The 24,185-nt window shown below is 58.3% G+C and carries 23 protein-coding genes and 1 riboswitch; of the genes, 9 read left to right on the forward strand and 14 right to left on the reverse strand.

The window, feature by feature from the left end; translation table 11 throughout:
• The 3 genes from QZ177_RS09370 to QZ177_RS09380 all read right to left on the reverse strand — a co-directional run.
• Positions 1–292, reverse strand: a 292-nt coding sequence (locus QZ177_RS09370) for a hypothetical protein (protein WP_294177107.1), incomplete at its 3' end; no start/stop codon positions are given.
• Between the two features lie 50 nt (positions 293–342).
• Positions 343–723 (reverse strand): hypothetical protein, encoded by a 381-nt coding sequence (locus QZ177_RS09375; protein WP_294177108.1) that lies wholly within the window; start codon positions 721–723, stop codon positions 343–345.
• A gap of 7 nt (positions 724–730) precedes the next feature.
• Entirely contained in the window at positions 731–1,318 is a 588-nt protein-coding gene (locus tag QZ177_RS09380; protein WP_294177110.1) for a hypothetical protein, read from the reverse strand.
• 184 nt (positions 1,319–1,502) lie between these two features.
• On the opposite strand from QZ177_RS09380, the gene QZ177_RS09385 reads away from it, so the two are divergent.
• The 3 genes from QZ177_RS09385 to QZ177_RS09395 all read left to right on the forward strand — a co-directional run bounded on the left by QZ177_RS09385 (position 1,503) and on the right by QZ177_RS09395 (position 4,251).
• Complete coding sequence (locus tag QZ177_RS09385) at positions 1,503–1,688, forward strand: transposase (protein WP_083847464.1); 186 nt, start codon at positions 1,503–1,505, stop codon at positions 1,686–1,688.
• A gap of 142 nt (positions 1,689–1,830) precedes the next feature.
• Positions 1,831–2,970, forward strand: a complete 1,140-nt coding sequence (locus QZ177_RS09390; protein ID WP_009645807.1) for a PLP-dependent aspartate aminotransferase family protein — start codon at positions 1,831–1,833, stop codon at positions 2,968–2,970.
• A gap of 108 nt (positions 2,971–3,078) precedes the next feature.
• The gene (locus tag QZ177_RS09395) at positions 3,079–4,251 is read left to right on the forward strand and encodes a MalY/PatB family protein (RefSeq protein WP_294177112.1); all 1,173 of its coding nucleotides are present in this window, start codon (positions 3,079–3,081) and stop codon (positions 4,249–4,251) included.
• Between the two features lie 2 nt (positions 4,252–4,253).
• Here the strand turns inward: QZ177_RS09395 and QZ177_RS09400 are convergent, their stop codons facing one another.
• The 3 genes from QZ177_RS09400 to QZ177_RS09410 all read right to left on the reverse strand — a co-directional run bounded on the left by QZ177_RS09400 (position 4,254) and on the right by QZ177_RS09410 (position 8,309).
• Positions 4,254–5,702, reverse strand: coding sequence for a potassium transporter TrkG (locus tag QZ177_RS09400; protein ID WP_294177115.1), 1,449 nt, complete (start codon positions 5,700–5,702; stop codon positions 4,254–4,256).
• A 1-nt stretch (position 5,703) separates the two neighbouring features.
• Positions 5,704–7,050, reverse strand: a complete 1,347-nt coding sequence (gene trkA, locus QZ177_RS09405; RefSeq protein ID WP_294177117.1) for a Trk system potassium transporter TrkA — start codon at positions 7,048–7,050, stop codon at positions 5,704–5,706.
• A 131-nt stretch (positions 7,051–7,181) separates the two neighbouring features.
• Positions 7,182–8,309: a DUF362 domain-containing protein gene (locus QZ177_RS09410; protein WP_009645799.1), complete on the reverse strand. Its 1,128-nt coding sequence runs from the start codon at positions 8,307–8,309 to the stop codon at positions 7,182–7,184.
• 261 nt (positions 8,310–8,570) lie between these two features.
• Between QZ177_RS09410 and QZ177_RS09415 the strand changes: the two genes are divergently transcribed.
• The 4 genes from QZ177_RS09415 to QZ177_RS09430 are packed head-to-tail and all read left to right on the forward strand — an operon-like array spanning position 8,571 to position 11,735.
• A complete protein-coding gene (locus tag QZ177_RS09415; protein ID WP_009645869.1) occupies positions 8,571–9,122 on the forward strand; it encodes a TlpA disulfide reductase family protein in 552 nt (183 codons plus the stop codon).
• Positions 9,123–9,133: 11 nt separating this feature from the next.
• The gene (locus QZ177_RS09420; RefSeq protein WP_294177120.1) at positions 9,134–9,892 is read left to right on the forward strand and encodes a cytochrome c biogenesis protein CcdA; all 759 of its coding nucleotides are present in this window, start codon (positions 9,134–9,136) and stop codon (positions 9,890–9,892) included.
• An 18-nt stretch (positions 9,893–9,910) separates the two neighbouring features.
• A complete protein-coding gene (locus tag QZ177_RS09425; RefSeq protein ID WP_294177122.1) occupies positions 9,911–11,344 on the forward strand; it encodes a thymidine phosphorylase in 1,434 nt (477 codons plus the stop codon).
• Entirely contained in the window at positions 11,334–11,735 is a 402-nt protein-coding gene (locus tag QZ177_RS09430; RefSeq protein ID WP_294177124.1) for a cytidine deaminase, read from the forward strand. The genes QZ177_RS09425 and QZ177_RS09430 overlap by 11 nt, the downstream gene beginning before the upstream one ends.
• A gap of 93 nt (positions 11,736–11,828) precedes the next feature.
• On the opposite strand, the gene QZ177_RS09435 is transcribed toward QZ177_RS09430, so the two are convergent.
• Positions 11,829–12,686 (reverse strand): HAD family hydrolase, encoded by an 858-nt coding sequence (locus QZ177_RS09435; protein WP_294177126.1) that lies wholly within the window; start codon positions 12,684–12,686, stop codon positions 11,829–11,831.
• A gap of 255 nt (positions 12,687–12,941) precedes the next feature.
• Here QZ177_RS09435 and QZ177_RS09440 point away from each other — a divergent pair, with 255 nt between their 5' ends.
• The gene (locus QZ177_RS09440; RefSeq protein WP_294177128.1) at positions 12,942–13,700 is read left to right on the forward strand and encodes a class I SAM-dependent methyltransferase; all 759 of its coding nucleotides are present in this window, start codon (positions 12,942–12,944) and stop codon (positions 13,698–13,700) included.
• Between the two features lie 88 nt (positions 13,701–13,788).
• On the opposite strand, the gene rbr is transcribed toward QZ177_RS09440, so the two are convergent.
• From rbr to QZ177_RS09465, 5 genes are all read right to left on the reverse strand, one after another.
• A complete protein-coding gene (gene rbr / locus QZ177_RS09445; protein ID WP_006192533.1) occupies positions 13,789–14,322 on the reverse strand; it encodes a rubrerythrin in 534 nt (177 codons plus the stop codon).
• Between the two features lie 129 nt (positions 14,323–14,451).
• Positions 14,452–16,332 carry a heavy metal translocating P-type ATPase gene (locus QZ177_RS09450; RefSeq protein WP_294177132.1) on the reverse strand — a complete coding sequence of 627 codons (1,881 nt, stop codon included), beginning with the start codon at positions 16,330–16,332 and terminating at the stop codon, positions 14,452–14,454.
• 275 nt (positions 16,333–16,607) lie between these two features.
• The gene (locus tag QZ177_RS09455; protein ID WP_006193255.1) at positions 16,608–16,826 is read right to left on the reverse strand and encodes a cation transporter; all 219 of its coding nucleotides are present in this window, start codon (positions 16,824–16,826) and stop codon (positions 16,608–16,610) included.
• A gap of 169 nt (positions 16,827–16,995) precedes the next feature.
• Entirely contained in the window at positions 16,996–18,270 is a 1,275-nt protein-coding gene (locus tag QZ177_RS09460) for a PepSY-associated TM helix domain-containing protein (RefSeq protein WP_294177136.1), read from the reverse strand.
• Positions 18,271–18,328: 58 nt separating this feature from the next.
• Positions 18,329–20,566, reverse strand: coding sequence for a TonB-dependent receptor (locus QZ177_RS09465; protein ID WP_294177138.1), 2,238 nt, complete (start codon positions 20,564–20,566; stop codon positions 18,329–18,331).
• A 191-nt stretch (positions 20,567–20,757) separates the two neighbouring features.
• Positions 20,758–20,931: riboswitch (cobalamin riboswitch) on the reverse strand.
• Between the two features lie 179 nt (positions 20,932–21,110).
• On the opposite strand from QZ177_RS09465, the gene QZ177_RS09470 reads away from it, so the two are divergent.
• Positions 21,111–22,634 carry a DUF438 domain-containing protein gene (locus tag QZ177_RS09470; RefSeq protein ID WP_294177140.1) on the forward strand — a complete coding sequence of 508 codons (1,524 nt, stop codon included), beginning with the start codon at positions 21,111–21,113 and terminating at the stop codon, positions 22,632–22,634.
• Between the two features lie 106 nt (positions 22,635–22,740).
• Here QZ177_RS09470 and QZ177_RS09475 read toward each other — a convergent pair whose 3' ends face one another.
• Together QZ177_RS09475 and QZ177_RS09480 are read right to left on the reverse strand one after the other, a co-directional pair.
• Positions 22,741–23,016 (reverse strand): metal-sensing transcriptional repressor, encoded by a 276-nt coding sequence (locus QZ177_RS09475; protein WP_009645791.1) that lies wholly within the window; start codon positions 23,014–23,016, stop codon positions 22,741–22,743.
• Between the two features lie 11 nt (positions 23,017–23,027).
• Positions 23,028–23,981 (reverse strand): D-2-hydroxyacid dehydrogenase, encoded by a 954-nt coding sequence (locus QZ177_RS09480; protein WP_294177145.1) that lies wholly within the window; start codon positions 23,979–23,981, stop codon positions 23,028–23,030.
• Positions 23,982–24,185: the final 204 nt, after the last annotated feature.

Here is a 24,185-nt window from a genome sequence, read left to right on the forward strand (position 1 = left end):
ATCGGCCTGCCTCCTGCGTCGGGTCGACGATTTCATAGGTGCCCTGTTCGGGCTCGGGCGTCACAAGCACAACCCCGCCGCCGCTGCCGCCGCCGTTCGGTTTCGCGTAGCGCTTGAGGATATAGGTACTGCTCTGAAAATCGCCCCGACGCGAGCTCGTAAAGCGCGTCTCCCCGATGTCCCCGTTATAGGGCGCGGCGGAGGCGGGCTCCACCTGCGCCAGCAGCAGTGCGGCGACAACCAGCAGCGCCGCCGTGCAAACTTTGAAAATGTTCATCGTTTGATTCCTCATTTCATTCAGCTCCTTATCAATGAGAGTAACATCTACAGTCTGTGCAGTTATCAAGCCCCCCAAAACCAATACTCTAAAAGCCCTATCAACAGTCCTATCAGAAGTGCCGCAATAAAACCTACGGTAGTTTCATTTGCAGCCGGAGAGAAGAATAAAAATAGCATAATTACCGCTCCTAACAGTAATTTCTGCGGTATATATCTTCCTTCACGCGCATATCGCAAGAAAAATACGGTTGCAAGTGACGATAGAACAGCGCTTCCGGCAGGTAGAATATCTATTTTCGCACAAAGATACATAAAGAGTAATATAACTCCCATGAGTGCCAACAGCACGAAATATTTTGCGCGGTCTCTTTTCTCTCGTACAATAAAATATAAAACAGTAGCGGTAATTATGATAGAAACCGGCGTCCACATCCACTCCATCATAAAATCCTCACCGCAGCGTCCCCTCGTCTACCATCGGAGGAACTTTATTCCCCTTGTCAAGCGCATAGAGCACGTTCAGCACGTAGGCGGCGCTCCCGACATAGGCGATGCTGTTGTACTTGCGCGCGCCGAACTTCTTGACGAGGGTGCGCGCCGTTTCATTCGGTCCCGTCTTGAAACAAACGCCCGTCCTGCTCGCCTGTTCCACGGGAACGAGGTGCGCGTCGTCAAAGTCAAAATCATAGACGCCCTTCTCGTTCTTCTCGATGAACATACCGCGCCATGCGCCCGTGACATTACTGTGCGCGAATCCGTAGACGCCCTGCATCACCGAGCTCTTGCCGCCGCGCGGGTAGATCTCCAGCTCGGCAGGCACATAATAAGAGGTGACGCGTCCCTCGCGAATAACCTGTCTCTCCTCCTGGTGAATGATGACGTTGTAGTGGATGTCGACATCGCCGCCCTCCCCCGCAACCGTATACTGTGCGACCACGACGGGGAACCCCTTCGCCGACGCGAGGCCCGCATTCGCCCCGAGCGCGACGCACAGGACGGCGCAGAGTGCAATCGCAAAACTCCATACACGCTTTCTCATAGAACTCCTCCTTGAACAAACTCTAATATACTCTAGACATGGATATTATTCCCCCCCCGCGGATTTTCCTGCTAATTCTAAAAATATTTTTTCATTGCCATAAAATTTTGCAGTCGGCATCTGCATGCGCCAGCAAAAAACAGCGACGCGAAGAGCATCATGCCTTCGTGCTGCTGCTTTTTGAATTTCAGAAATCTGGCTGGGAATTCAGACTGGCTACAACAACGGCTTCACGGAGGGATGCAACAATACGATCAAAGTATTGAAACGCATCTGCTATGGCTTCCGCAACATCACAAATTTCCGTCGCCGCATCATATTCCTGCTGAACAATAAAGCCCGACAAGCCCGCCGATCAAAAGCGGCATAAAATTTTTTGAAAAAATTTCACCGTAACTCTTGACAAAGAGCCCTCTGCAAGCGCTGCATTATCTTGTGGCGCAAATCTTCTTCCTATGCTATAATATTAAACCATAGTATATCAATATGAATAGTATATTGGGGGAAGAATCATGAAAGATCATTCGCTTGAAGTGCACGGCTGCCATACCTACGACGCGACGGGGGCGATCAGTCCGTCGATCTGCCTGTCGGCGACGTTCCGTCATCCGCGTTTCGGCGAGAGCACGGGCTACGACTACGGACGCGTGGCGAATCCGACGCGCGAATCTCTCGAAAAGACGGTGGCGCTCCTAGAGCGCGGCGGGCGCTCTTGGGCGCTTTCCTCGGGCATGGCGGCGGTGCAGCTCGTTTTCTCTCTTCTTTCGGCGGGCGATCACGTCCTGATGAGCGAAGACCTCTACGGCGGCACGGTGCGCCTCGCCGAAGAAGTCTTTGCAGACTACGGCATCACCTTCGAATACGTCGACGTGCGCGACCTCGCGCTCGTCGGCAAGCGTATGCGTCCCGAGACGAAGCTCGTCTTCATTGAAACGCCGTCGAACCCGATGATGCAGATCTCGGACATCGCGGCGCTCTCTGCGCTCGCTCACGAAAACGGCGCCCTGCTCGCCGTTGACAATACCTTCCTCTCGCCGCATTTCCAGAAGCCCTTGACGCTCGGCGCGGACATCGTGCTGCACAGCGGCACGAAATATCTGTGCGGACACAACGACGTCATCGCAGGCTTCCTCGTGCTCAAAGATGCGACGAGCGCGCAGGCAAAACGCATCGAACTGCTCGCCAAATCGGCAGGGCCGAACCTCTCGGCGCTCGACTCGTGGCTCATGCTGCGCAGCATCAAGACGCTCGGCGTGCGCGTCGAGCGGCAGGCAGAGAACGCGCTCGCCATCGCCCAGTGGCTCGGCACGCTGCCCGAAGTCACCGAAGTGCTCTACCCGGGACTCGCCGACCATCCGGGCTACGCGCTGCAGCAGAAGCAGGCGAGCGGCGCGGGCGGCATGATCTCCTTCAAGGTGCGCTCCGCCGAACTCGCGAAGGCGGCTCTCGGCAAGCTGCATCTCATCGCCTTCGCCGAGAGTCTCGGCGGCGTCGAGACGCTTCTGACGTATCCAATCGCCCAGACGCACGCTGAAATGCCCGCCGCGCTCCTAAAGCGCACGGGACTCGACGACAAACTCCTGCGCCTCTCCGTCGGCATCGAGGACGTCGAAGACCTCAAGGCCGATCTGCAGCAGGCCTTGCAGGGATAAGAAGGCGGCAGGGCGAAAAGAAAAGAAAAGGAAACGAGGCAAAATTTGCATCTCATTCAGCAAAGATGAAAGTTTTCCACGAAACCAAAGGAAAAGGAGACTTCTTCCATGAACCATTTCGACTTTGATGAAATCATCGAGCGCCGCCATACGAACAGCCTCAAATACGACTTCGCCGTCGAGCGCGGCTATCCCGAGGACGTTCTGCCGTTCTGGGTCGCCGACATGGACTTTTGTGCGCCGCAGGCGGTGCGTGATACCATTCGCCGACGCGCCGAGCACGGCATCTTCGGCTATTCGCGTCCGAAGGAGGACTACTATAGGGCGCTCGAACAATGGTTCAGCACGCGCCATGGCTGGAATCCGGGCAGGGATTCCCTCGTCATGACGCCGGGCGTCGTCTTCGCGCTCTCCATGGCGGTGCGTGCATTTACCGCGCCGAATGATACCATTCTCATAACCGAACCCGTCTACTATCCGTTTTTCAGCGTCGTCGAGGGCAATGGGCGCAAGCTCGTCACGAGCACGCTGCTCTTCGAGGACGGCGCATACCGCATGGACTTCGATGACATCGAGCAGAAGATTCGCGAGCACAAGGTGAAGCTTCTGATTCTCTGCAGCCCGCACAACCCCGTCGGGCGCGTCTGGCGCCGCGAAGAGTTGGAGCGTCTTGCCGTGATCTGCCTCGCGCACGACGTTCTCGTCGTCGCCGACGAGATTCACGCCGACTTCGTGCGTCCCGGCCACAAGCACACGCCTTTTGCCTCGCTCTCGCCCGAGACTGCGGCGCGGACGATCACCTGCACCGCGCCGAGCAAGACGTTCAACCTCGCAGGGCTGCAGCTTTCGAACATCTTCATCACGGAAAAAAGCCTGCGCCATACCTTCCGCAAGGAAGTCTACAGCACAGGCTATGACGAACCGAACATCTTCGGCCTTCTTGCCGCACAGGCGGCATACAGCGAGGGCGGCGCGTGGCTCGATGCGCTTCTCGCCTACCTTGAGCAGAATATCGCGCACACGAAGCGCTTCCTCGCCGAACGCCTGCCCAAGGTGCAGCTTGTCGAGCCGGAGGGCACCTACCTCTTATGGCTCGATTTTCGTGCCTACGGCCTTGAAGCGAAGGCGCTCGACCGAAAGATCATCGACGAGGCACGCCTCTGGCTCGACGACGGCGCGATCTTCGGCAAGAGCGGCGCAGGCTTCCAGCGCATCAACATCGCCTGCCCGCAGGCGACGCTCACGAAGGGTCTTGAGGCTCTGGCACGCGCGTTCGAGTGAATTCACCACTGCCGCCTGTGCAGCCGATCGATTCCTGCACGCAGCAGGATCAAGAAGGAGAAGATTTCCAACCGCCCGAGGATCATCAAGAAGCCTGCGAAGACCTTGACCCAGCCGGGCAGGAGCAGGAAGTCCTTGCCGCCGTAGAGGAGAGTCACGACGGTGCCCGTGCCCGACAGACAGCCGACGGCGAAGCCCATGGCGGGCAGGGTGTCGATGTGCGCGAGCGCGAGGCCGAGCGTCGCGAGAATCAGCACGACGACATAGAGGAAGAAGAAACTCAAGATCCTGCCGTGCAGCTTGTGCGGCACGGATTTGCCGTCGATCTTGACGTTGACGATCATGCGCGGGTGAATCGTGCGCAGGACTTCCGCCTTTGCCATCTTGATGAGCACGAGCAGGCGCATCACCTTGAAGCCGCCGCCGACCGCGCCGACCGAAGAGCCGAGCGTGGCGAGAAGCAGCAGCACGGCATGAGGAAAGGTAGGCCAGGAGGCGAGCGGCGCAGCGGCAAAGCCCGTCGTCGTCGCGAACGAGATGGCGTGGAAGAAGCCCATGCGAAGGCTGTGCTCGACATCGTAGACGCCGACGACGGCGAGGTAGCAGGCGAGCGCCGCGCCGCCCGCGCATACGACGAGGAGGAAGAAGCGCAGTTCCGCGTCGGCAAAGAGCGTGCGCACGTCGCGCCGCGCCGCCGCCCGCTGCCACAGGAGGAAGTTCACGCCCGCGAGCAGCATGGCGGCCTCCGCCGCGACTTCCGTCGTGATGCCGCTTCCCTTCAGCACGAGGCCGCGCGGGTCGAGTCCCGTCGTCGATATGGAAGTCAAGGCGAGCACGGCGCTCGACAGGAAACTCTCGCCTGCGAGCAGGAAGAGCCCGAGCGAGAGAAGCGTCAGGCAGGCGTAGAGGAGCGCCATCTTGCGTGCCGCCGCATTCATGCGCCGCAGGAGAGGGCTGAAATTCGTACCCTGCTGCACCGAGAGCGTCAGGCCGAAGCAGCCGCCGACCTGCGGCATGATCGTGACGAGGAGGCACAGGAAGTACATGCCGCCGATCCATCCTTGGAAGATCTGCCAGAAGCCAAGGGAGCTTTCGAGTCCCGTCGGCGTGAAGAGGAGCGCCGTCGTCGTAAATGCCGCGACGCTCGCGAAGAAGGAGTCGGCGGCGGAAAGCTCGCCCGTGAGGAAAAAGGGCAGCGCCCCCAGAAGCGAGTTCAAAAGCCATGCAGCGAAGAGGAAAACCGCTCCGTCCGTGACGCCGATCGTGTGGCGATGCCCCTTGGAGAGGTGCGAGAAGACGCGCCAGAGGACGAAGGAGAGCGCCGCGGGCATACCGAAGGCAAGCGGGTGCTCATCCTCCCAAAAGATCGCGAGGCCGAAGGCGAGAAAGAGAGCCGCGCCTTCCAGAAACGCCATGCGCCCGAGCAGGAAAGAAACGATGCGTGCGTCCATATCAATCCTTGCCCTTGAAATACTTCATAACCTTCTGCGCGAAGCGCGTCTGGATGAAGAGAATGGTTCGGTCACCGGGCAGAAGAACCGAAGCACCGTTTGGTATCACGGCCTCATCGCCGCGCACATAAGCGCAGACAAGGCATTCACGCGGCAGCCGCGCATCCATCAGAGGAATGCCCGCGACAGGTGCGCCTTCCTGCACGATGACCTCGACCGCCTCAGCCTTTGCGCCCTCAAGGAGTGATACCGAAACAACGCCGCCGCGCCGCGCGAAAGCGAGGACTTCCGAGGCGGACAAGAGGCGCGTCGGCAGGACGATGTCGACGCCGACCTTTTCCATGAGGTCGACGTATTCGCCTCGCGCGACGCGCACGACCGTCTTTTTCGCGCCCAAATGCTTGGCGAGGAGCGCGAGCATGAGGTTTAGCTTGTCGTCCTCCGTCAGGCAGACGACGGCGTCAGCGTCGGCGACGCCCTCTTCCGTCAAAAGATCGATGTCCGTGCCATCGCCGCAGATGGCAAGGCCGTTTTCGAGTGCTTCTGCCGCAAGCCGGCTGCGCTCACGATTGGTATCAATGATCTTCACGGCGACGTCCGCATCGTCGAGCATCTTGGCAAGGAAGCGCCCCGTGCGCCCCGCGCCGATAATCATGACGTGTTCGAGCTTTCTCGCGTCGCGATGTACGAAGGTCTCGCTGAACTTCTCGATTTCGGCGGGATCGCCGATGAAATACGCGTTGTCGTGCGGCAGCAGGCAGTCGTCGCCATGCGGGATGATCATGCGATGGTCGCGGAAGATCATGCCCGCGAGGATCGCCTTGGGCATTTCGAGATCCTTCAGCGGGATGTTTGCCAAGGGCGAGTGACGCGTCACCTTCGTCTCGAAGAGGCGCACCTTGCCGCTTGCGAAGTCCTCGACGTCGAGCGCAGCGGGCGTCATGAGGATGCGATAGACCTCGCGCGCCGTGATCAGTTCGGGATTCAGCATGAGGTCGATGTCGAAGTTCTCCTTCAGGTATTCCTTCGCTTCCGAAAGGAACTGCATGTCGCGGATGCGTGCGACCGTGTGCGTGATGCCGTGCTTCTTCGCGAGGATGCACGCGACCATGTTGACCTCGTCGCCCGCCGTCACGGCGATGAGGATGTCCGCCGAGCGGATGTCTGGATCGTTCATCGTGATGGGGCTGGCGCCGTTCGCCGTGACCGTCAGCACGTCGAGCGTGTTCTTCGCCGCTTCGAGCCGCGTCTCGTCCTGATCGACGAGTACGACATCGAACTCCTCGTTCGCGAGCAGCTCGGCGATGCTGTAGCCGAGCTTTCCCGCACCGACTATGACAATGCGCAAGGAAACTCCTCCTCTTGAGATGTATGCACAAAAAAAGCCAAGGGAGCCGCCGCCGTGCGAATCTGCACGGGCTTCCCTTGGCTTTTTGCACCCTTTGCCTTATTTTAACGCATTCAGCGCGGCGGTGCAAATCATTTCAGTGTGATGAGTTCGTAGTCGCGCGTACCGAGTCCGATCTTCTCGCCGTGCACGAGCGTTTCTTCCCAACAGACGTTGGGATTCGAGTCGAGGAAGTGGTCGTGATGGTGATGCCAATCGGGCTTGGCGAGGTGGTCGCCGAGCTTGCTGTTGCGGATCGGCTGCGCCTTGAGCGCCATGTCGACGCACGCCTGGTCGAGCGCGATGGGATCGAATGAGGCGAACATGCCGATGTCGGGCAGGATCGGCGCGTCATTTTCGCCGTGACAGTCGCAGTTCGGCGAGATGTCACGCGCGATGCTGATGTGGAAGCACGGACGATCCTGACAGACGGCCTGCGCGTATTCCGCCATGCGGCGGTCGAGGATGTCGGCGGCGTCCCAGACCTCATTGTAGAGCGCGTTGAACGTGCACGAGCCGATGCAGCGGCCGCAGCCCTTGCAAAGCTCCTTGTCGACGACCGCCTTGTTCTCAACGTAGGAAATCGCGTCCGAGCCGCATTCCTTCGCGCAGCGACGACAGCCGCGGCAAAGCTCCTCGTGGACGCCGACCTTGCCCGACGAATGCTGCTCCATCTTGCCCGCGCGGCTGCCGCAGCCCATGCCGATGTTCTTGATCGCGCCGCCGAAGCCCGTCTGCTCGTGCCCCTTGAAGTGCGTGAGGCTGATGAAGACGTCGGCGTCCATGACGGCGCGGCCGATCTTCGCCGTCTTCAACACGCGGGCGTTCTTGATCGGCACTTCCAGCTCGTCCGTGCCGCGCAGACCGTCGCCGATGATGATCTGACAGCCCGTCGTCGTCGGGTTGAAGCCGTTGATGTTCGCGCAGTCGAGATGCTCGGGCGCATGGCGGCGGCTGCCCGGATAGAGCGTGTTGCAGTCCGTCAGGAAAGGAATGCCCTTTTCCTCCTTTACGAGGTCGGCGACGGCCTTCGCGTACTGCGGGCGAAGGAACGCGAGGTTGCCGAGTTCGCCGAAGTGCATCTTGATGGCGACGAAGCGGCCCTCAAGCTCGATCGTCTTGAGGCCCGCCGTAAGACACAGACGCTGCAGCTTCTTCGTCAGGCTCGTGCCGACGTCCGTGCGGAAATCGGTAAAATAAACTTTTGCTTTCTCTGCCATGGTATTGCTCCTTTTTCTTTTGCAGACACGTTCTTTCTTACGGGACGAATTCCCCTAAATCCATTGTAGCATACGAGTACATGAAAAGTATATGAAATCTCCTATTCTCATCTTTTTCGCCTTGACCTTGAGAACGTTCCTCCGTAGAATAGTACTATGAACGTTATGGAGAGAAATGGAAACATCGGCGCGACGTAGGTCGCTGAGAAGAGTCCTGTCTCGGGACTGTGAGCCTATGGAATCACAAAGGAGGAATTCACTTTGAAAACAAGACGAACGATGCAAGGTCTGATCGGCGCTCTTCTCGCGCTCTTTCTTATGACGGGCTGCGGCCTGCAGGCGGAGGAATCGGGCAAGTCGGCGGAAGCCAAGGCGGAGCAGGCGATGGATGCAGAGGGCGTGGAAGGGACGGCGCCGCCTTTCAAGGCGACATCATTCGACGGCTCGGAGGTCGCGATCAACGCCGCCATGGACAAGAAGCTCTACGTCATCAACTTCTGGGCGACATGGTGCCCGCCGTGCCGAGCCGAGATGCCTGAACTGAACGAGTTCGCCAAGAAGCATGAAGGCGAGGTCACGTTCTACGCCGTCAACCTGCAGGAGCCGAAGGATACGGTCGACAAGTTCCTCAAGGACAACGGCTACACGATGCCCGTGCTCCTCGACCTCAAGGGAGAGGCGGCGGATACCTACAAGGTTCGCGCCATTCCGACGACCTACGTCATCGACCGGGACGGCAAGATCCTGCTGAAGAAGATCGGCGGAACGACGGCGGCGGAGCTGGAAACGGCACTCACGCGCGCGGCGAAGTAGGAGGTTTTCTCTTGGAAGCAATCTCCTTCGGCGCGGCGTTTCTCGCCGGCGTCGTCTCCTTCGTCTCGCCGTGCGTGCTGCCGATGCTGCCGACCTTCGTGCTGATCCTCGCGGGATCGAGCAGCGCGGCGGCTTCAAGCGGTGCAGCAGCTCCAAGCGGCGCGGCAGGTGTTTCGGCGCCGCCCGCTGCGGCAGGGCGTGCGCTCTTTCGCAACGTCGCGGCCTTCCTCGCAGGCTTCGCCGTCGTCTTTCTCGCGCTCGGCGCGACGGCGACGGTGCTCGGGCAGTTTCTCACAGGTCATCTCGCGCTTTTGGAAAAGGCGGGGGCCGTCATGCTCGCGCTCTTGGGACTGTTCCTCTCGGGACTCATCAGCCCGCGCTTCCTCTACCGCGAGTGGCGGCCGTTCCTGCATCGCCCATCGGAGGGTGTCGTCGGCTCTTTCCTTCTGGGCATGTCGTTTACCGTCGGCTGGACGCCGTGCACGGGCCCGATCCTCGCGGCGATTTTCATCTATGCGGGAAGCCGCGCGACCGTCGTCGAGGGGCTTTGGCTGCTCGGCTTCTACGTGCTCGGCTTCGCCCTGCCGTTCTTCGTGCTAGCGCTCCTCTGGCAGCGACTCGAAAAGCGCGTGCGCACGCTCTACCGCTTCCTTCCTGCCGTGCAGAAGGTCGCGGGCGTCTCGCTCGTCGTGCTCGGCGTCATGATGTGGTTCGGCTGGACGATGCGCTTTATGGGCTGGCTCTCCGGCCTCGTGCCGTTCTCTTTCTAGTTTCTGGGAGGAATCTCCATGCGCATGTATGATCTCATCACGAAGAAGAAGCGCGGCGAGCCGCTTGCTGCAAGCGAGATCCGCGCCATGGTCGAGGGATTCACGAAAGGGGAGATTCCTGACTATCAGATGGCGGCGATGCTCATGGCGATCTGCTTTCGCTCCATGACGGAAGAGGAGATGCGCGCGCTTACGCTCGCCATGGCGGCCTCGGGCGACGAGGTCGACCTCTCGGCCTTTGGCAGCTCCACGGTCGACAAGCACTCGACGGGCGGCGTCGGCGACAAGACGACGCTCATCGCCTGCCCCATCGTCGCGGCGGCGGGCGGGCGCATCGCCAAGATGAGCGGGCGCGGTCTCGGCCACACGGGCGGCACCGTCGACAAGCTCGAATCCATTCCGGGCTTTCAGACGACGCTCTCACGCGAAGACTTTTTCGCCGTCATAGAACAGACGGGGCTTTCCCTCATCGGGCAGTCGGGCGAGCTTGCACCCGCCGACAAGAAGCTCTATGCGCTGCGCGACGTCACGGCGACGGTCGACTCCATTCCGCTCATCGCCGCCTCTATCATGAGCAAGAAACTCGCGGCGGGCAGCGCGGCGATCGTGCTCGATGTCAAGACGGGCAGCGGCGCCTTCATGAAGACGCTCGACGACGCGCTCGCGCTCGCGCGTGCCATGGTCGCCATCGGCGAGGGCGCAGGGAGAAAGACCTCCGCCGTCATCACCGACATGGACGTGCCCTTGGGATCTGCCGTCGGCAACGCGCTCGAAGTCGCCGAAGCCATGGAAGTGCTCAAGGGCAGAGGCCCCGCCGACCTCAGGGAGGTCAGCCTCGCGCTCGCCGCCGACATGCTGCGCCTCATCGGGCGCGGCGACTTCGCCGAGTGCCAAAGGCTTGCAGAGAAGGCCATCGAGGACGGCAGCGCCTTTCGCACCTTTGCCGCGATGGTCGAGGCGCAGGGCGGTGACGCCTCCTGCCTCGCTGATCCCAAAAAACTGCCGCAGGCGGCGTTTCAATTGGAAATCCTCGCTGAGAGGGCCGGCTATATCACGCACATGGACGCCGAAATGATCGGTCAGGCCGCCTGTATGCTCGGCGCGGGGCGCGAGACGAAGGAAAGCGTCATCGACCATGCGGCAGGCATCCGCATCTTGAAAAAGACGGGCGAAGCCATCGAAGCCAAAGAGGCGCTCGCCGTGCTCTGCACGAACGATGAAAGCCGGCTCGCATCTGCAGCCGCTTGCTATACCCGCGCCCTTGAGATCGCAGCCGAGCCGCCCGAGAAGCGCCCGCGCATCTTCGCGCGCGTCACGAAGGAAAGCTTCGGCCACGCCGAAAGGGCGCATGAGGAAGAGGCAAAAGACATCATGAGCGACGCGCTCCTCGCTGAGATCCGCGCCGCCATGGCAAGACGTGAAGAGAAGGAGGGCGGCGCAGATGGACGATGAATCCCTCATCGAGCTTGCCAAGAAAGCGCGCGCCCATGCCTATGTGCCGTATTCGGGCTTTGCCGTCGGCGCGGCGGCGCTCGCGCCCGACGGGCGCGTCTTCTTGGGCTGCAATATCGAAAACGCCTCCTACGGCTTGACGAACTGCGCCGAGCGCACCGCCATCTTCAGCGCCGTCGCTGCGGGCATCCGACGCTTTGCGGCGCTCGCCGTCGTCGCAGACGGCGAGCTGCCGTGCTCGCCGTGCGGCGCGTGCCGCCAGGTCATCGCCGAATTCGCCGTCGAGCGCATCATCCTCGCCAACCTCGCGGGAAAGCGCCGCGTCGTGACCAAAGAAGAACTGCTGCCCTTCGCCTTTTCGCTTGAAGAGAAATCCCTGCCGTCCGATTGACGGCAGGGATTTCTGCATGATGCGGCAGTTTTGCCGCACGACCCGTGCAAAGCTGATCGGCGCGGAGCGCAGGGGGCGAAAGGACGCGGCGCATCAATCCGCGCTTTTCTGCGCCGTGATTTCAGCGAAATGTGCGAGCAGCCAGACGACGAGATCATCTTCCGCCCGGCAGCCCGTGAAGTCAGCGGCCTGCTTGATACTCTCATGCGCGTTGCCCGAGGCGATGCCGATGTCGGCAAGCTCGATCATCTCCCGGTCGTTCAAGTAGTCGCCAAGAGCGATGATGCGCCTTCCTTGGCAGATGGGAAGCCCTCGAATCTCTTCGATCATGGCGCCCTTCGATACGCCTTGGGCGACAAACTCATAATAATTGGCCTCGGAGTAGAAATGATGGCTGAGACTCGCTGTGCCGAAGTTCTTCGCAAGACGCTCCACACGGTGCAGCGCGGGCGGCGCATCGCAGACGAGGAGTTTGAGCCACGGTGTCCGCTGCATGTCGGAAACATCGGCAAGAGGTATATGCCGGAAGCGATAGAACTCCCGGACGAGCCGCGGATCGTCGTTCTCCTCAGGGCTGACGATGCAGCAGGCTTCTTCCGTATAGATTTCGACGCACGCCTGCGGAAACATCTTCAAGCACTCGGCGGCGAAGCGCGGCCAGATATTGGGCGAGTCTTCTGCGCCCTGCAAATTTCTTTGCGCGAGAACCTTCCGCTCCTGCCAGTCGTAGAGCATGGAGCCGTTGAAGAAGATGCTCGGCGCCGTGATCGGCAGTCCGCGGACATAGCCGCCTGCCGCCTCGGGCGTGCGCCCCGTCGCGATGCCAAAAAGGCCGCCGCCCGCGACAAAAGCGCGAATCGCCTCCGCATTCGCCGCAGAAATCGCCTTCCCATGCGGCACGATTGTACCGTCAAGGTCGCTGATCAACATGTACTTTTCGTATGGTTTCATTGTGGGGTACTCCTCCCTGTATCGCACACCATTCTCTCGTCTTGAGAAAACGCTGCGTTTATTATAGCAAGAAAGAACGGCTGCTGCACGCGCTTGAGTCCTGTCGTAAAAAACGGACAGCTTCTGCGCCGCGCTTTCGGCACAGATGTAAAAATCATATAAATTCAATAGGAAAACTGTTGACTTTTTGTCTTTTCCTTACTATAATGAGAATCAATAGAGATAACTGCCTATTATATAAAGGAGATGACGATCATGCGTGAAGCAGGACATACCTTTTTGGCGAGAATGGGGAAGACGAAGCTGCGCCCAGGCGGCATCGACGCGACGAACTGGCTCTTGGAGAAGGCGAAGATCGAGCCGTCGTCCAAAGTTCTTGAAGTTGCGTGCAACATGGGGACGACGATGATCCTCGTCGCCGAGCGGTACGGCTGCGAAGTCGTCGGCATAGACCTCGATGAGGCGGCGCTCGAAAAAGCGCGTGAAAATATCAAGAAAAAGAAGCTCGAAGACAAACTCTCCGTCGTCAGCGGCAGCGCTTTCGCGCTTCCCTTCGAGGATGCGAGCTTCGATGTCGTCATCAACGAGGCGATGCTTACGATGCTCATCGGTGAGGACAAGGAGCGCGCGCTCAAGGAGTATTCGCGCGTCCTGAAGCCCGGCGGCGTCCTTCTGACGCACGACGTCGTCTTCCGAGAGAAAGACCCGAAGGTGCAGCACGAGCTTATGGCCGGGCTTTCCAAGGCGATCAACGTCCACGTCGAGCCGCTGACGCTTGCAGGCTGGAAGGAAACGATCGAGAAGCATGCTTTCCGTACGGAGCAGAAGCATGGCGATATGACGCTCCTCGACCCGCCGGGCATCCTGCACGACGAAGGCGCGAAGGGTGCGTTGAAGATCATGACGAACGCCATGAAGAAGGAGAACCGCGACATGTTCACTACGATGTTTGACTTCTTCCACGACCACGCCGCCCAGCTCGGCTATGTGGCAAACTTCAGCACGCGGGTATAGTCGGCGCGCGATCATACAGCTAAAAAACGGGGCTGCTGCACGAAATGGACGTGCAGCAGCCCCGTTTCCTTTTGCAGGACGCGCTGAATCAATAATTCTTCTTGAGCTGTTCAAAATATGCCTGCGGATGGGCGCAGACAGGACAGACCTGCGGTGCCTGCGGCGATTCGCAGACGTAGCCGCAGTTGCGGCACTGCCAGATGATCTTCTCGTCCTTCTTGAAGACCTTCTCATCCTTGACGTTTGCGAGCAAGAGGCGATAGCGCTCCTCGTGCTCCTTCTCGATCTTTGCGACGGCCTCGAAGAGATTTGCGATCTTCGTGAAGCCCTCTTCCCTTGCGACCTTGGCAAACTCGGGATACATCGACGTCCATTCCTCGTGCTCGCCGTCAGCGGCTGCCTCAAGGTTCTCCGCCGTCGTGCCGATGCCCGCGACGAGCTTGAACCAGATCTTCGCATGCTCCTTCTCGTTGCCCGAAGTCTCCGTGAAAAGCGCCGAAATCTGCTCGAAGCCGTCCTTCTTCGCACGCGATGCATAGTAGCCGTACTTCGTATAAGCTTGCGATTCGCCGGCAAATGCCGCCCAAAGATTCTTTTCGGTCTGTGAACCTTTCAATTCCATGATAATTCCTCCTCATAGAATAGTTTGTAGATACGGATTTTCCTGTATCATAACACCGGCGGCAAATACCGTCAATCCCTATTTGTTTAATATGAATGATTCTCGTTCCGATTGCCCAATACTCACGGCTTACATCTTGCGCACGAAGAGAGCGCGCAGTGCATTCAAGACGGCGAGAACCATGACGCCGACGTCAGCGAAGATGGCGAACCACATGTTGGCGATGCCGATGGCGCCGAGCACGAGGCACAGGAGCTTTATGCCGATGGCGAAGACGATGTTCTGATGCACGATCGCCATGCACTTTCTCGCGATGCGGATCGCCTTCGGCAACTTCAGCGGATCGTCGTCCATCAGCACGACGTCGGCGGCCTCGATGGCGGCGTCAGAGCCCATCGCGCCCATGGCGATGCCGATGTCCGCGCGGCTGAGGACGGGTGCGTCGTTGATGCCGTCGCCGACGAAGGCGAGCTTCTTCGCCGTTTTCCCCGCGAGCAGGCGCTCGACCTCCTGCACCTTGTCGGCAGGCAGAAGCTCGCTCTTGACCTCGTCTATGCCGAGTTCCGCCGCGACCTTCTCAGCGGCGGCATGCGCGTCGCCTGTGAGCATGACGGCGCGCTTCACGCCCGCTTCATGCAGACTTTTGATCGCCGCCTCCGACGTCGGTTTGAGCGCATCGGAAATGACGATGTGTCCGGCGTACTTGCCTGCGACCGCCATCTGCACGATTGTGCCCGGGTGGTGACACGGGCGGTACTCAATTCCGAGACGCTCCATGAGCTTGCCATTGCCAGCGGCCACTTCGATACCGTCGACCTTCGCCGTCACGCCGAGACCGCCGATCTCCGCGATGTCCGTGACGCGCGAGCGATCAATCTCCTTGCCGTAAGCCTGCTGCAGGCTGCGGCTGATGGGATGCGACGAAGCGCTCTCGGCGAGCGCGGCAAGCTCCAGAAGCTTTTTGTCATCCATCGTGCTGTGATGCACGGCGTTGACCTCGAAGACGCCGCGGGTCAAAGTACCCGTTTTGTCGAAGACGACGGTGTCGACCTCGGCGAGCATTTCGAGGTAGTTCGCGCCCTTGACGAGCACGCCCTCGCGGCTCGCACCGCCGATGCCCGCGAAGAAGCTCAGGGGAACGCTGACGACGAGTGCGCATGGGCAACTCATGACGAGGAAGATCAGGGCGCGGTAAATCCATGTACCCCAGTCGGGCGCGGCATCGAGCGCGGCGAGGCGCACGACGGGCGGCACGATGGCGAGGAGGATGGCGGCCGCGACGACGATCGGCGTATAGACGCGCGCAAAACGTGCGATGAACGTCTCCGAACGCGACTTGCGCGCGCTGGCATCCTCGACAAGTTCCAAAATCTTCGAGGCGGTCGATTCGTCGAACTCCTTCGTCGTACGAATCTTCAAGACGCCCGTGAGATTGATGCAGCCGCTGAAGACGGCGTGCCCCTTCTCTACGTCGCGCGGCAGGCTCTCGCCCGTCAGTGCGCTCGTATTGAGCGTCGATGCGCCATCCGTGATGATGCCGTCAATGGGGATCTTCTCGCCCGGCTGCACGACGATCTCCGTGCCGATTTCGATTTCGTCGGGGTCACGGCGTATAAGCTTTCCATCCTCTTCCACATTCGCGTAGTCGGGGCGGATGTCCATGAGCTCGCCAATGTTTCTGCGACTTCTTCCGATGGCATAGCTTTGAAACCATTCGCCGACCTGGTAGAAGAGCATGACGGCGATGCCTTCCACATAGTCGCCATCCTCGTAGAGAGCAAGCCCCATCGCGCCGATGGTCGCGATCGACATCAGGAGATTTTCGTCGAGCGGACGACGATTCCATACGCCCTTCGCTGCCTTGATGATGATGTCATAGCCGACGATGAGGTACGGCACGACGTAGAGGAAGAAGCGCGGCAGACCCGCCACGGGCAGCTGGCTCAAGACGATCATCAAGGCGGCCGCCAGAAGGATGCGGATGAGATTTCTTTTTTGTTTCTTGTTCACGAAAATACCTGCTTTCTGGCGACGTGATGTTGAATCCTACTCTGGGCGGTCAACGTCAACCGCGCATCTGCGCTCTTCGAGCTTGATTTGCGGGACGTTTTCGCATTCGAGCCGTTTCCCAATTGGCTGCGTCCTTTGGACTTGCCTCTTGGACGGCTCAGAAGCGGTCAACGTCAGCCAATCACGCTTCGCTTGTAGCTCGCGTTCTTGGGACGTTTTCGCATTCGAGCCATTTCCCAATCGTCTGCGTCCTTCGGACTTGCCTCTTGGACGGCTCAGAATTCAATATTGCAGTCGCTTTCGATCTTGCGGCAGGCCTCTAAGACGCGCGGCATGACTTCAGCCGGCTCGCTGCCGTCGGCGAATTCGACCTTCATCTTCAGCGCCATGAAGTTCACCGTCGCGTCCTTTACGCCCTCGATCTTTTTCGTTGCGTCTTCCATCATCTGAGCGCAGTTCGCGCACTCGACTTCGATCTTGTAGCTCTTTTTCATGGGAGTTCCTCCTTATTGATTAAGTGATTATTTAATCGTTATGGCCATTATAGCGAGGTCGAGAAAGTTTGTCAAGTGTTTTTAAGAAAAAGATGGGTCCAGTCGCACATATTCTGTTCCAAATGAAAAACGGCAGCTCCGCCGCATGGACGAAGCTGCCATTTTCTTTTTACCGCTTGCCGCGCCGCCATAGCACGAAAGCGCCGACAAAGAGCGCGAGCCACGCGGCAGATCCCACGATATTGCCCGCAAGCGTATCGCCAAGCGGCGCGGCCATGGCGACGAGGGAGAGCGCGACGAAGAGCGCAGGCGCCTTCCACGGCACAGCCTTCGCCGCCGGATGGGGCGCGAGCACGGGCGGTCTCTCCTTTTTGCGGCGGCTTCTCTGCAGCCAGCCGCAAAAGCCCGTGACGATGACGGCGGCGCAAAGCAGATCGAGAACCGCCCAGATGATCTTCAGGAACATCGTCGAATGATTGTGCAGGTGCAGATCGCGCACGGCATCACAAAAGACGAGCCAGCGCGGCAAGGGCTTCGTGAAGTTCTCGATCTCGCCGCCCGCCGTGCGCAGCAGGTAGACGTCCTGCCCGCGAAACATCTGCGGTCTCTCGGCATCCGCCAGCGTCAATGCGGCGGGGGTTGATCCTTCGGCAGCGTCGAGGTAGAGAATCTCCTGGGCGGGAAAATGCTCCTTTGCATAAGCAATCATCTCAGCGAAGGTTATGGCGGGCGGCGCACTTTCCCTCTGCGGCACACTTGCTATCACATCCTCGGCATAGCTGCTGTAGCCGAGCATGCCGAAGACGATGGCGATTCCGCTCAAGGTCAAGAGCGCCGCCCAGACTGCCGTGATGATGCCGAGGAAGATGTGCCAGTCGAAAAAACTGCCCGCTGACGTGCCACCTCGCATACCGCCGAAAAGCCGCCGCTTCATGAAGGACGGATAGAGAAGCACCCCGCCCAAGAGCGAGAGGAAGCTCAAGAAGCACATGATGCCGAGGAAGATCATGCCGCCCTGCCCCATGGCGAGACGCAGATGCAGGTGATGCATCCAGCCCATGAAGGCAGCGAGCGCGGGCGATTTGACGCCGCCGCTCCGCCAAGGCACAAGCGTGTCCTGCTGCGGCGCGTAGGCGAGCGCAGACACGCCATATCCGCCGCCGGTGTGCGAAAACCGATAGACGAGAAGCCCGCGCTCGGGATAGGCGGAAATCGACTGCACCCTGCGCCCGGGATTCTCGCGCTCGATCCGCTCCAAGCCCTTTGACGCTTCCGCCCAAAGCACACGAGAGGATGTCTCGCCGAAGGCAGGCCGTTTTTCAAGCGCATTCCAGAGCGCGATATCGCCGTTGAAGAGCAGCGGCAGTCCCGTCAAGACGAGCAGCAGGAAGAATATGGCGCACACGGCGCTGATCCAACGGTGCAGCAGGTAGATGAGTCTCATGGAGCTGTCCTTTCGTGGTGCAGATATGATAAGCCCTGCCGGGTTTATCCGCGCTTCCCTAGAAGGAATACGTCGCACCGAGAGAGTAGGTTCTATCGCTCGCTGCTTCATTCGCGTAGAAGTGCCGATTGAAGAGGTTATCGATGCCGAACTGCAGTCTGAAGCTGTCGTCGAACTTATACGTCAAGTAGAGATTCGTAGTGAAGAAACTGTCCTCTGAGCCGTATTCACCAGTAGTTGTATCAACATCCTGCCTTGCGGCCACATACCTTGCATCAAGGACACCGCCGAACTTCCCGCGCGTATAGTCGATACCGAAGCCTGCCATGTGCTTCGGCAAATCCCAATCTCGGTACGTATCGCCGCCGCTCGTATATTCGCCTGATTCAAAGGTGTAGTTCAGATATACCCGCCAATCGCGGCTCAGACGATGCTTGACGTCGAACTCTATCCCCTTGATCATCGCTTCATTCATGTTGTAATAGGCTCTGATACCGTTGCGCGTAGCGATGGCAATCTTATCCTTCGTATCCACGCGGAAGAACGTCAAACCATATGAGGTGTTCTTGTTGATCTTCTGTTTCATTCCCAGTTCGTACGTCGTAGATTTTTCCGGCGTCAGATCAGGATTGGCCTTGATGGAACGCGGGTCGTCTCCCGCACGGCGATAAAGACGATAAATCGACGGCGGATTGAATGATTTGCCAAAGCTGGCATAAATCATCGTGTCCTTTTGCGGCTCATAGGTCACAGCGAATTTTGGACTCCAGGCATTGAAGGCCGTGTCTTCATAATCTTTGCGTACATCATCGATGTAGGAATAGCCATCCTTCTTATCGAAGCGGTCATAACGCAGACCGACCTGCAGCCGCCAACGCGGATCAAGCTCTAACTCATCCTGCACGAAAAGAGCTGTGGAGATGATGGATCCACCGCTCTGTGCGTATGGATCGCCATATTCTGAACTCCAATCCTTCCAACGATGAAGATCAACGGCACGATAGCGCATCTTGTCTTTCATCCATGCAAAGCCTGCAAGCAGCGTATGATTCTTAATCGTCCATTTCTTTTGCGCTTCTATATTGTAGTTCTTCGTAGGATATTCCGCTCGGTTTCCCAATCCCGTCCAATCGATGCTTGTAGCGCGCCACGAGGCACCGGAATAACCATCCTTCGTGGTGTCGCTATAGCCGATGTTCGCCGTGAAAGAGTTTTTCTTATCCTCATAGCGCAATTTGTGGACGTCTTGCTCGCGCTTTCCCATATAGCCGAGAAAATCCCCTGGCGAGGCGCTGATATAATTACCGTTCGGCAAGAGTACCGTCCCGGAAAATGTAGGATTTCCGCTCGCATCACGCAAATAAGTGATGGGGTCATGGTAAGAATACTTATAAGAATTGTGCATATAGGTGTAGCTGAGCGAACGGCTGGCATCAAAGTCGTAATTCATATCAAAGAAGACATTTTCACTTGATCTTTTTCTTGCACCACGGCTGCCTACGATATATTCGCCATCAGAAAGCTTCGGAAATACGCCCGTCGCATCCGGAGTAACACCTGCATTATACCACTCTTCCGTCGTGGCATAGTGCCCGACCCAGCCATCCGATGTACGTTTTTCGTAACCGAGACGGAAGTCGAGCTTACCGTCGCCGCCCGTGACCTGCATGCCGCGCTGCCATGTGTTGTTGCTGCCGTGAGAGACTTCAATTTTGCCATGAAGGAGCTGCTGCTCGGGATTCTCCGGCTTTTTCGGTTTCTTCGTAATGATGTTGATGACACCGGCGACAGCATGACCGCCGTAGAGCGAGGAACTGGCTCCGCGCACGATCTCGATGCGCTCGATGTCACTGAGCGGGATGGAATCCCAATTGACGCCGCCGTCAAAGGCCGTGTTGAGCTGCTGTCCATTGTACATGACAAGGATGTTCGGACTGCTAAATCCACGCAGCTCCAAGCCATCCTTCACTTCTGCCGTCGGCGCAACATAGATGCCTGCCTCCCTCGCAAGCGCTTCGCGCAAACTGAAGACATGCCTCTTTTCAAGTTCTTTCGCCGTGATGACGGTGACGTTGGCGGGAACTTTGTTGACAGGTTCCGCGACTCTCGTCGCCGTGACGGTCGTCTCTCCGAGGTCATGTCCCCCCGCCGTGGACGAAGTTTCCGTGGACACCGTCGTCGAATCAACTGCTGTGTTCGTCGTCTCAGCACTTTTTTCCGCCGCATACACTTGGGTTGTTCCCGCAACGGAACAGATGACGGCAAGCGTCAGGCATTTCTTTTTCCATGGATTCATTTTGCAGAACTCCCTTTCCTCATCTAGTAAACTACACGCACAATCTCCAAAAATAAAACACAACCCCTCCTTTCGTGCGCGAAAAAGGAGGGGCTGCGCGAAAACTTCCGTCAATGGCTGTACGCTCTCGGCCTAGCAAAAGGCATGGGCTTGCTGCCGCCAAAATCTCCTCCCCATCGCTCGCAGGTTCAAACGGTGATTGTTGATCAGGCAGTTCTCCTGGCTCCAGTTCATCGCACGGCTGCACCTTCCCAAGTTTCCTCAGTGGCATTTTGCAGCGTGCTCCCTGTTACAGTGGCGTGACCGCGCCGGCTTCAACCGACTTCCCTATTAAGTCTTGCGACACCTGACCCAAATATAGAAAATTTATTTCTTCATAACAATCCTTCCGCCAAAGAATATCATGCATCACAGGCATTGTCAATACCAAACTAAACAAATGCTGCTCCAAAACCCGTAACAAATATGACGACAAGCGCAATCTGTATTTGTTATAATGACAGCAATGAGAAACGCATTCAGATTTGGAACAGGAGAGAGCGATATGAAAAAGGAATTGGACTTAAATAAAACGGTGGCGGAACTTGTCGAGGAGTTTCCGGAGTTTCAGCAGGCAATGGCAGAGATCGGCTTCAAGGAGATTACGAATCCGATGGTCTTGAACGTCATGGGGCGCGTCATGACCGTGCCCAAGGGTGTGGCGATCAAGGGGATGAAGTTGGAAGACGTCGTGCGCGAGCTGGAGGCACGCGGTTTCACGATCAAGCAGGATGAAGCTGCTGCGGCGCATGCGTGCAGCTCTTGCGGTACGCACGAGGCGCAGCCCCATGTGCACGGCGAAGATGGCTGTGGCTGCGCCCATACCGCTGCGACGGCAGGCGTGGCGGACGGAGAGGCGACGGAACGCGCGGCTGTGCTCAAGGGTTTCCTGCAGCGCCTTTCGGCAGGCGAGTCGCTGGAGACGGTACGCAAAGATTTCATCAAGGACTTCGCGAGCGTTTCGGCCGAGGAGATCTCCGCTGCTGAGCAGCAGCTCATCGAAGGCGGCACGCCGATTCACGAGGTGCAGAAGCTCTGCGATGTACATTCGGCGCTCTTCCACGGGCATATTGGCGGTACAGCGCCCACTGCGGACGCCGCACCCGAGGTGCAGGATCTGCCCGACGGGCATCCGCTTACGGTGTTAAATCTCGAAAACAAGGGGCTGTCCGAACTCCTTGATCGCCTGAAAACCGCCTTGGAGGCGAACGATGTCCCCGGCTTGAGCCGCGGTCTCGGCGAACTGCACGCGATCTACTCGCACTACGGCAAGAAGGAATCGCTGCTCATGACACTTCTCTACCGCTACGGCGTGACGGGTCCTTCGGGCGTCATGTGGGGTGTCGATGACGAGATCAAGGCGGAGCTTCGCGCACTCATGAAGTCGTTCGGCGATGGGATCTCGGGCGAAGAGGAGCGTTATTCCGCCTTTTTCCAGCGCATCCGTGACATGATCTACAAGGAAGAGAAGATCCTCTTCCCGCTGACGCTGCGCTTCTTCTCTGAAGAAGATTGGCTCATGATTTACCGCGACATGCCGGAATTCGGCATCGCATTCATCAAGGATGCACCGAAATGGGCGGCGGGCGATGCCTATGTTGCGGAGGCAGAAGCGAAAGAGCGCAAGATGATCGCCTCGGGCAAGGTGCGGCTATCGACGGGCGAAATCGGCTGCAAGGAGCTAGAAGCCATCTTGAACCTCCTGCCCGTCGACATCACCTACATCGACAAGGACGAGATGCTGCGCTTCTTCTCGAATCCCGGGCAGGTCTTCGCGCGCCCGCGCATCGCTTTAGGGAGCAAGGTCTACAACTGCCATCCCGCCAACATCGTGCCGATCATCGAGCAGCTCGTCGCCGATTTCAAGGCGAAGAAGCGCGATCGCATGGAGATCTATCGCTATATCAAGGGCAAGCCTGTCGGCGTGCGCTATCTCGCCATCTACGACGAGAACGGCGAATACACGGGCGCGGTCGAACTCGTAGAGGACTTCTCCGAAGCTCTCGCGCAATTCGGCGAGAAGAAGTAGAAACAACTGGTCGTTTTCGGTATTCGCTTTAATCCGTATGCCAAAGTCGTATGTGAAAACGTTCCGCAAATCAAGCCCACAGGGTGCAGCTGACGTTCACAAAGCCTCATCCCATATTGGCGAAGCGCTCGACCGCCTTGGTGAAGCTCTCGACCGTCTTTTCCGCATCGCCGTGGGCAATGCCGTCCTTCACGCAGTGCTGGATGTGGCCTTCGAGCACGATCTGACCGCATTTGTGCAGCGCAGCCTTTGCGGCATTGATTTGCGAGAGAAGATCCTCACATGGAATTTCCTCCTCGACCATGCGGTCGAGAGCCTCGACCTGTCCGCGAATCTTTCTGAGCCTGCGGTGCAGGTTCTCCATGTCCATGCATTGACGCATCGTATCCCTCCTCAGTCCTTGTATCCCGTCGTGCGATTGACGAGGTTTTCGAGCGGTACGCCCTGCATGAATGCTGCAAGATTTCTCGCAGCGATCTGAACGATCTTGTCCTGTGTTGCGCTCAGGTGATCGTCGCCCGAGATATGCGGCGTTATATAAATATTCGGTGTATGCCAGAGCGAGTGATCGGCGGGAAGGGGCTCGGGATCTGTGACGTCGAGCGCCGCGCCTGCGAGACGGCCTTCCTTCATCACTTCGATGAGGTCTTCCGTGACGACGGCGTTGCCGCGCCCGATGTTCAGGAAGTAGGAGCCTTTTTTCATCGCAGTAAAGCGCTTTTTGTCGAAGATGCCCCTCGTCGCCGTTGTCCCTGGCAGAACCGATACGACGACATCCGCACGTGCGAGCAGAGAATCGAGTTCTTCCATCGTGCCCATCTCATCGATGCCGAAGGGCTTTGCTCCCTCGCGGCGGCGCACGCCGATGACGTAAGCACCGAGCGCCTTGACGCGGCGCGCGAAGGCACGACCGATGTCGCCTGCGCCGAGGATCAAGACGGTCGCGTCCTCGATCGAGGTGACGCTCCCTTCATCGTGCCAGATTCCCTTCTTCTGGTTGTCGTAGTAGGGATAGAGCTTCTTCATCATCGCGAGGAGCTGTGCGAGCAGATGCTCGGAAAGTGCAAGACCATAGGCTCCCGTCGCATTCGTCAGGAGGACATCGTCCTTGAGCACGCCTTCTTTACAGTAGGTGTCTGCCCCTGCCGTATTGAGCTGCAACCAGCGCAATTTCTTCGCTGCGGGCAGAAGCTTCGTCGGCACGTTGCCGATGATGGCATCAACATCGGCGAGGTCTTCTTCACGCACCTGATCAGCAGGCACGAAAAGAAGCTCTGCCCCCGTCGCATTTCTTTGCAGCTGTTCCTTATGATGCTCGTTTGTTCGCAAGGCAATCAGAATTTTCATGGCGCCTCCTTTGTCGCAGTTCAATGATTTTTCCTCTATTATACCATAGGATGCAACCTATACATCATGTCTGCCTACTCAGTTTTCCATTTCCTTAGGATAGAGCCGCCGCATGCGTTTTACGTGTGCGGCTTTTTTGTGCGGAGTTTTATATCATTTTGAAAAATATTTTTAGAATTGGCAGGAAAATCCGCGGGGGGGGGA

Origin of the sequence: uncultured Selenomonas sp. (assembly GCA_905372355.1) — a bacterium.
In the GTDB taxonomy this organism is placed as follows: domain Bacteria; phylum Bacillota; class Negativicutes; order Selenomonadales; family Selenomonadaceae; genus Selenomonas.

Bases quoted from the DNA above. Each gene is read 5' to 3' on its own strand.
- QZ177_RS09480 (WP_294177145.1), bottom strand. From the start codon at position 23,981: ATGAAAATTCTGATTGCCTTGCGAACAAACGAGCATCATAAGGAACAG.
- QZ177_RS09475 (WP_009645791.1), bottom strand. From the start codon at position 23,016: ATGCGTCAATGCATGGACATGGAGAACCTGCACCGCAGGCTCAGAAAG.
- QZ177_RS09440 (WP_294177128.1), top strand. From the start codon at position 12,942: ATGCGTGAAGCAGGACATACCTTTTTGGCGAGAATGGGGAAGACGAAG.
- rbr (WP_006192533.1), bottom strand. From the start codon at position 14,322: ATGGAATTGAAAGGTTCACAGACCGAAAAGAATCTTTGGGCGGCATTT.
- QZ177_RS09425 (WP_294177122.1), top strand. From the start codon at position 9,911: ATGCGCATGTATGATCTCATCACGAAGAAGAAGCGCGGCGAGCCGCTT.
- QZ177_RS09470 (WP_294177140.1), top strand. From the start codon at position 21,111: ATGAAAAAGGAATTGGACTTAAATAAAACGGTGGCGGAACTTGTCGAG.
- QZ177_RS09460 (WP_294177136.1), bottom strand. From the start codon at position 18,270: ATGAGACTCATCTACCTGCTGCACCGTTGGATCAGCGCCGTGTGCGCC.
- QZ177_RS09395 (WP_294177112.1), top strand. From the start codon at position 3,079: ATGAACCATTTCGACTTTGATGAAATCATCGAGCGCCGCCATACGAAC.
- QZ177_RS09455 (WP_006193255.1), bottom strand. From the start codon at position 16,826: ATGAAAAAGAGCTACAAGATCGAAGTCGAGTGCGCGAACTGCGCTCAG.
- QZ177_RS09375 (WP_294177108.1), bottom strand. From the start codon at position 723: ATGATGGAGTGGATGTGGACGCCGGTTTCTATCATAATTACCGCTACT.
- QZ177_RS09465 (WP_294177138.1), bottom strand. From the start codon at position 20,566: ATGAATCCATGGAAAAAGAAATGCCTGACGCTTGCCGTCATCTGTTCC.
- QZ177_RS09410 (WP_009645799.1), bottom strand. From the start codon at position 8,309: ATGGCAGAGAAAGCAAAAGTTTATTTTACCGATTTCCGCACGGACGTC.
- QZ177_RS09400 (WP_294177115.1), bottom strand. From the start codon at position 5,702: ATGGACGCACGCATCGTTTCTTTCCTGCTCGGGCGCATGGCGTTTCTG.
- QZ177_RS09430 (WP_294177124.1), top strand. From the start codon at position 11,334: ATGGACGATGAATCCCTCATCGAGCTTGCCAAGAAAGCGCGCGCCCAT.
- QZ177_RS09390 (WP_009645807.1), top strand. From the start codon at position 1,831: ATGAAAGATCATTCGCTTGAAGTGCACGGCTGCCATACCTACGACGCG.
- QZ177_RS09435 (WP_294177126.1), bottom strand. From the start codon at position 12,686: ATGAAACCATACGAAAAGTACATGTTGATCAGCGACCTTGACGGTACA.
- QZ177_RS09380 (WP_294177110.1), bottom strand. From the start codon at position 1,318: ATGAGAAAGCGTGTATGGAGTTTTGCGATTGCACTCTGCGCCGTCCTG.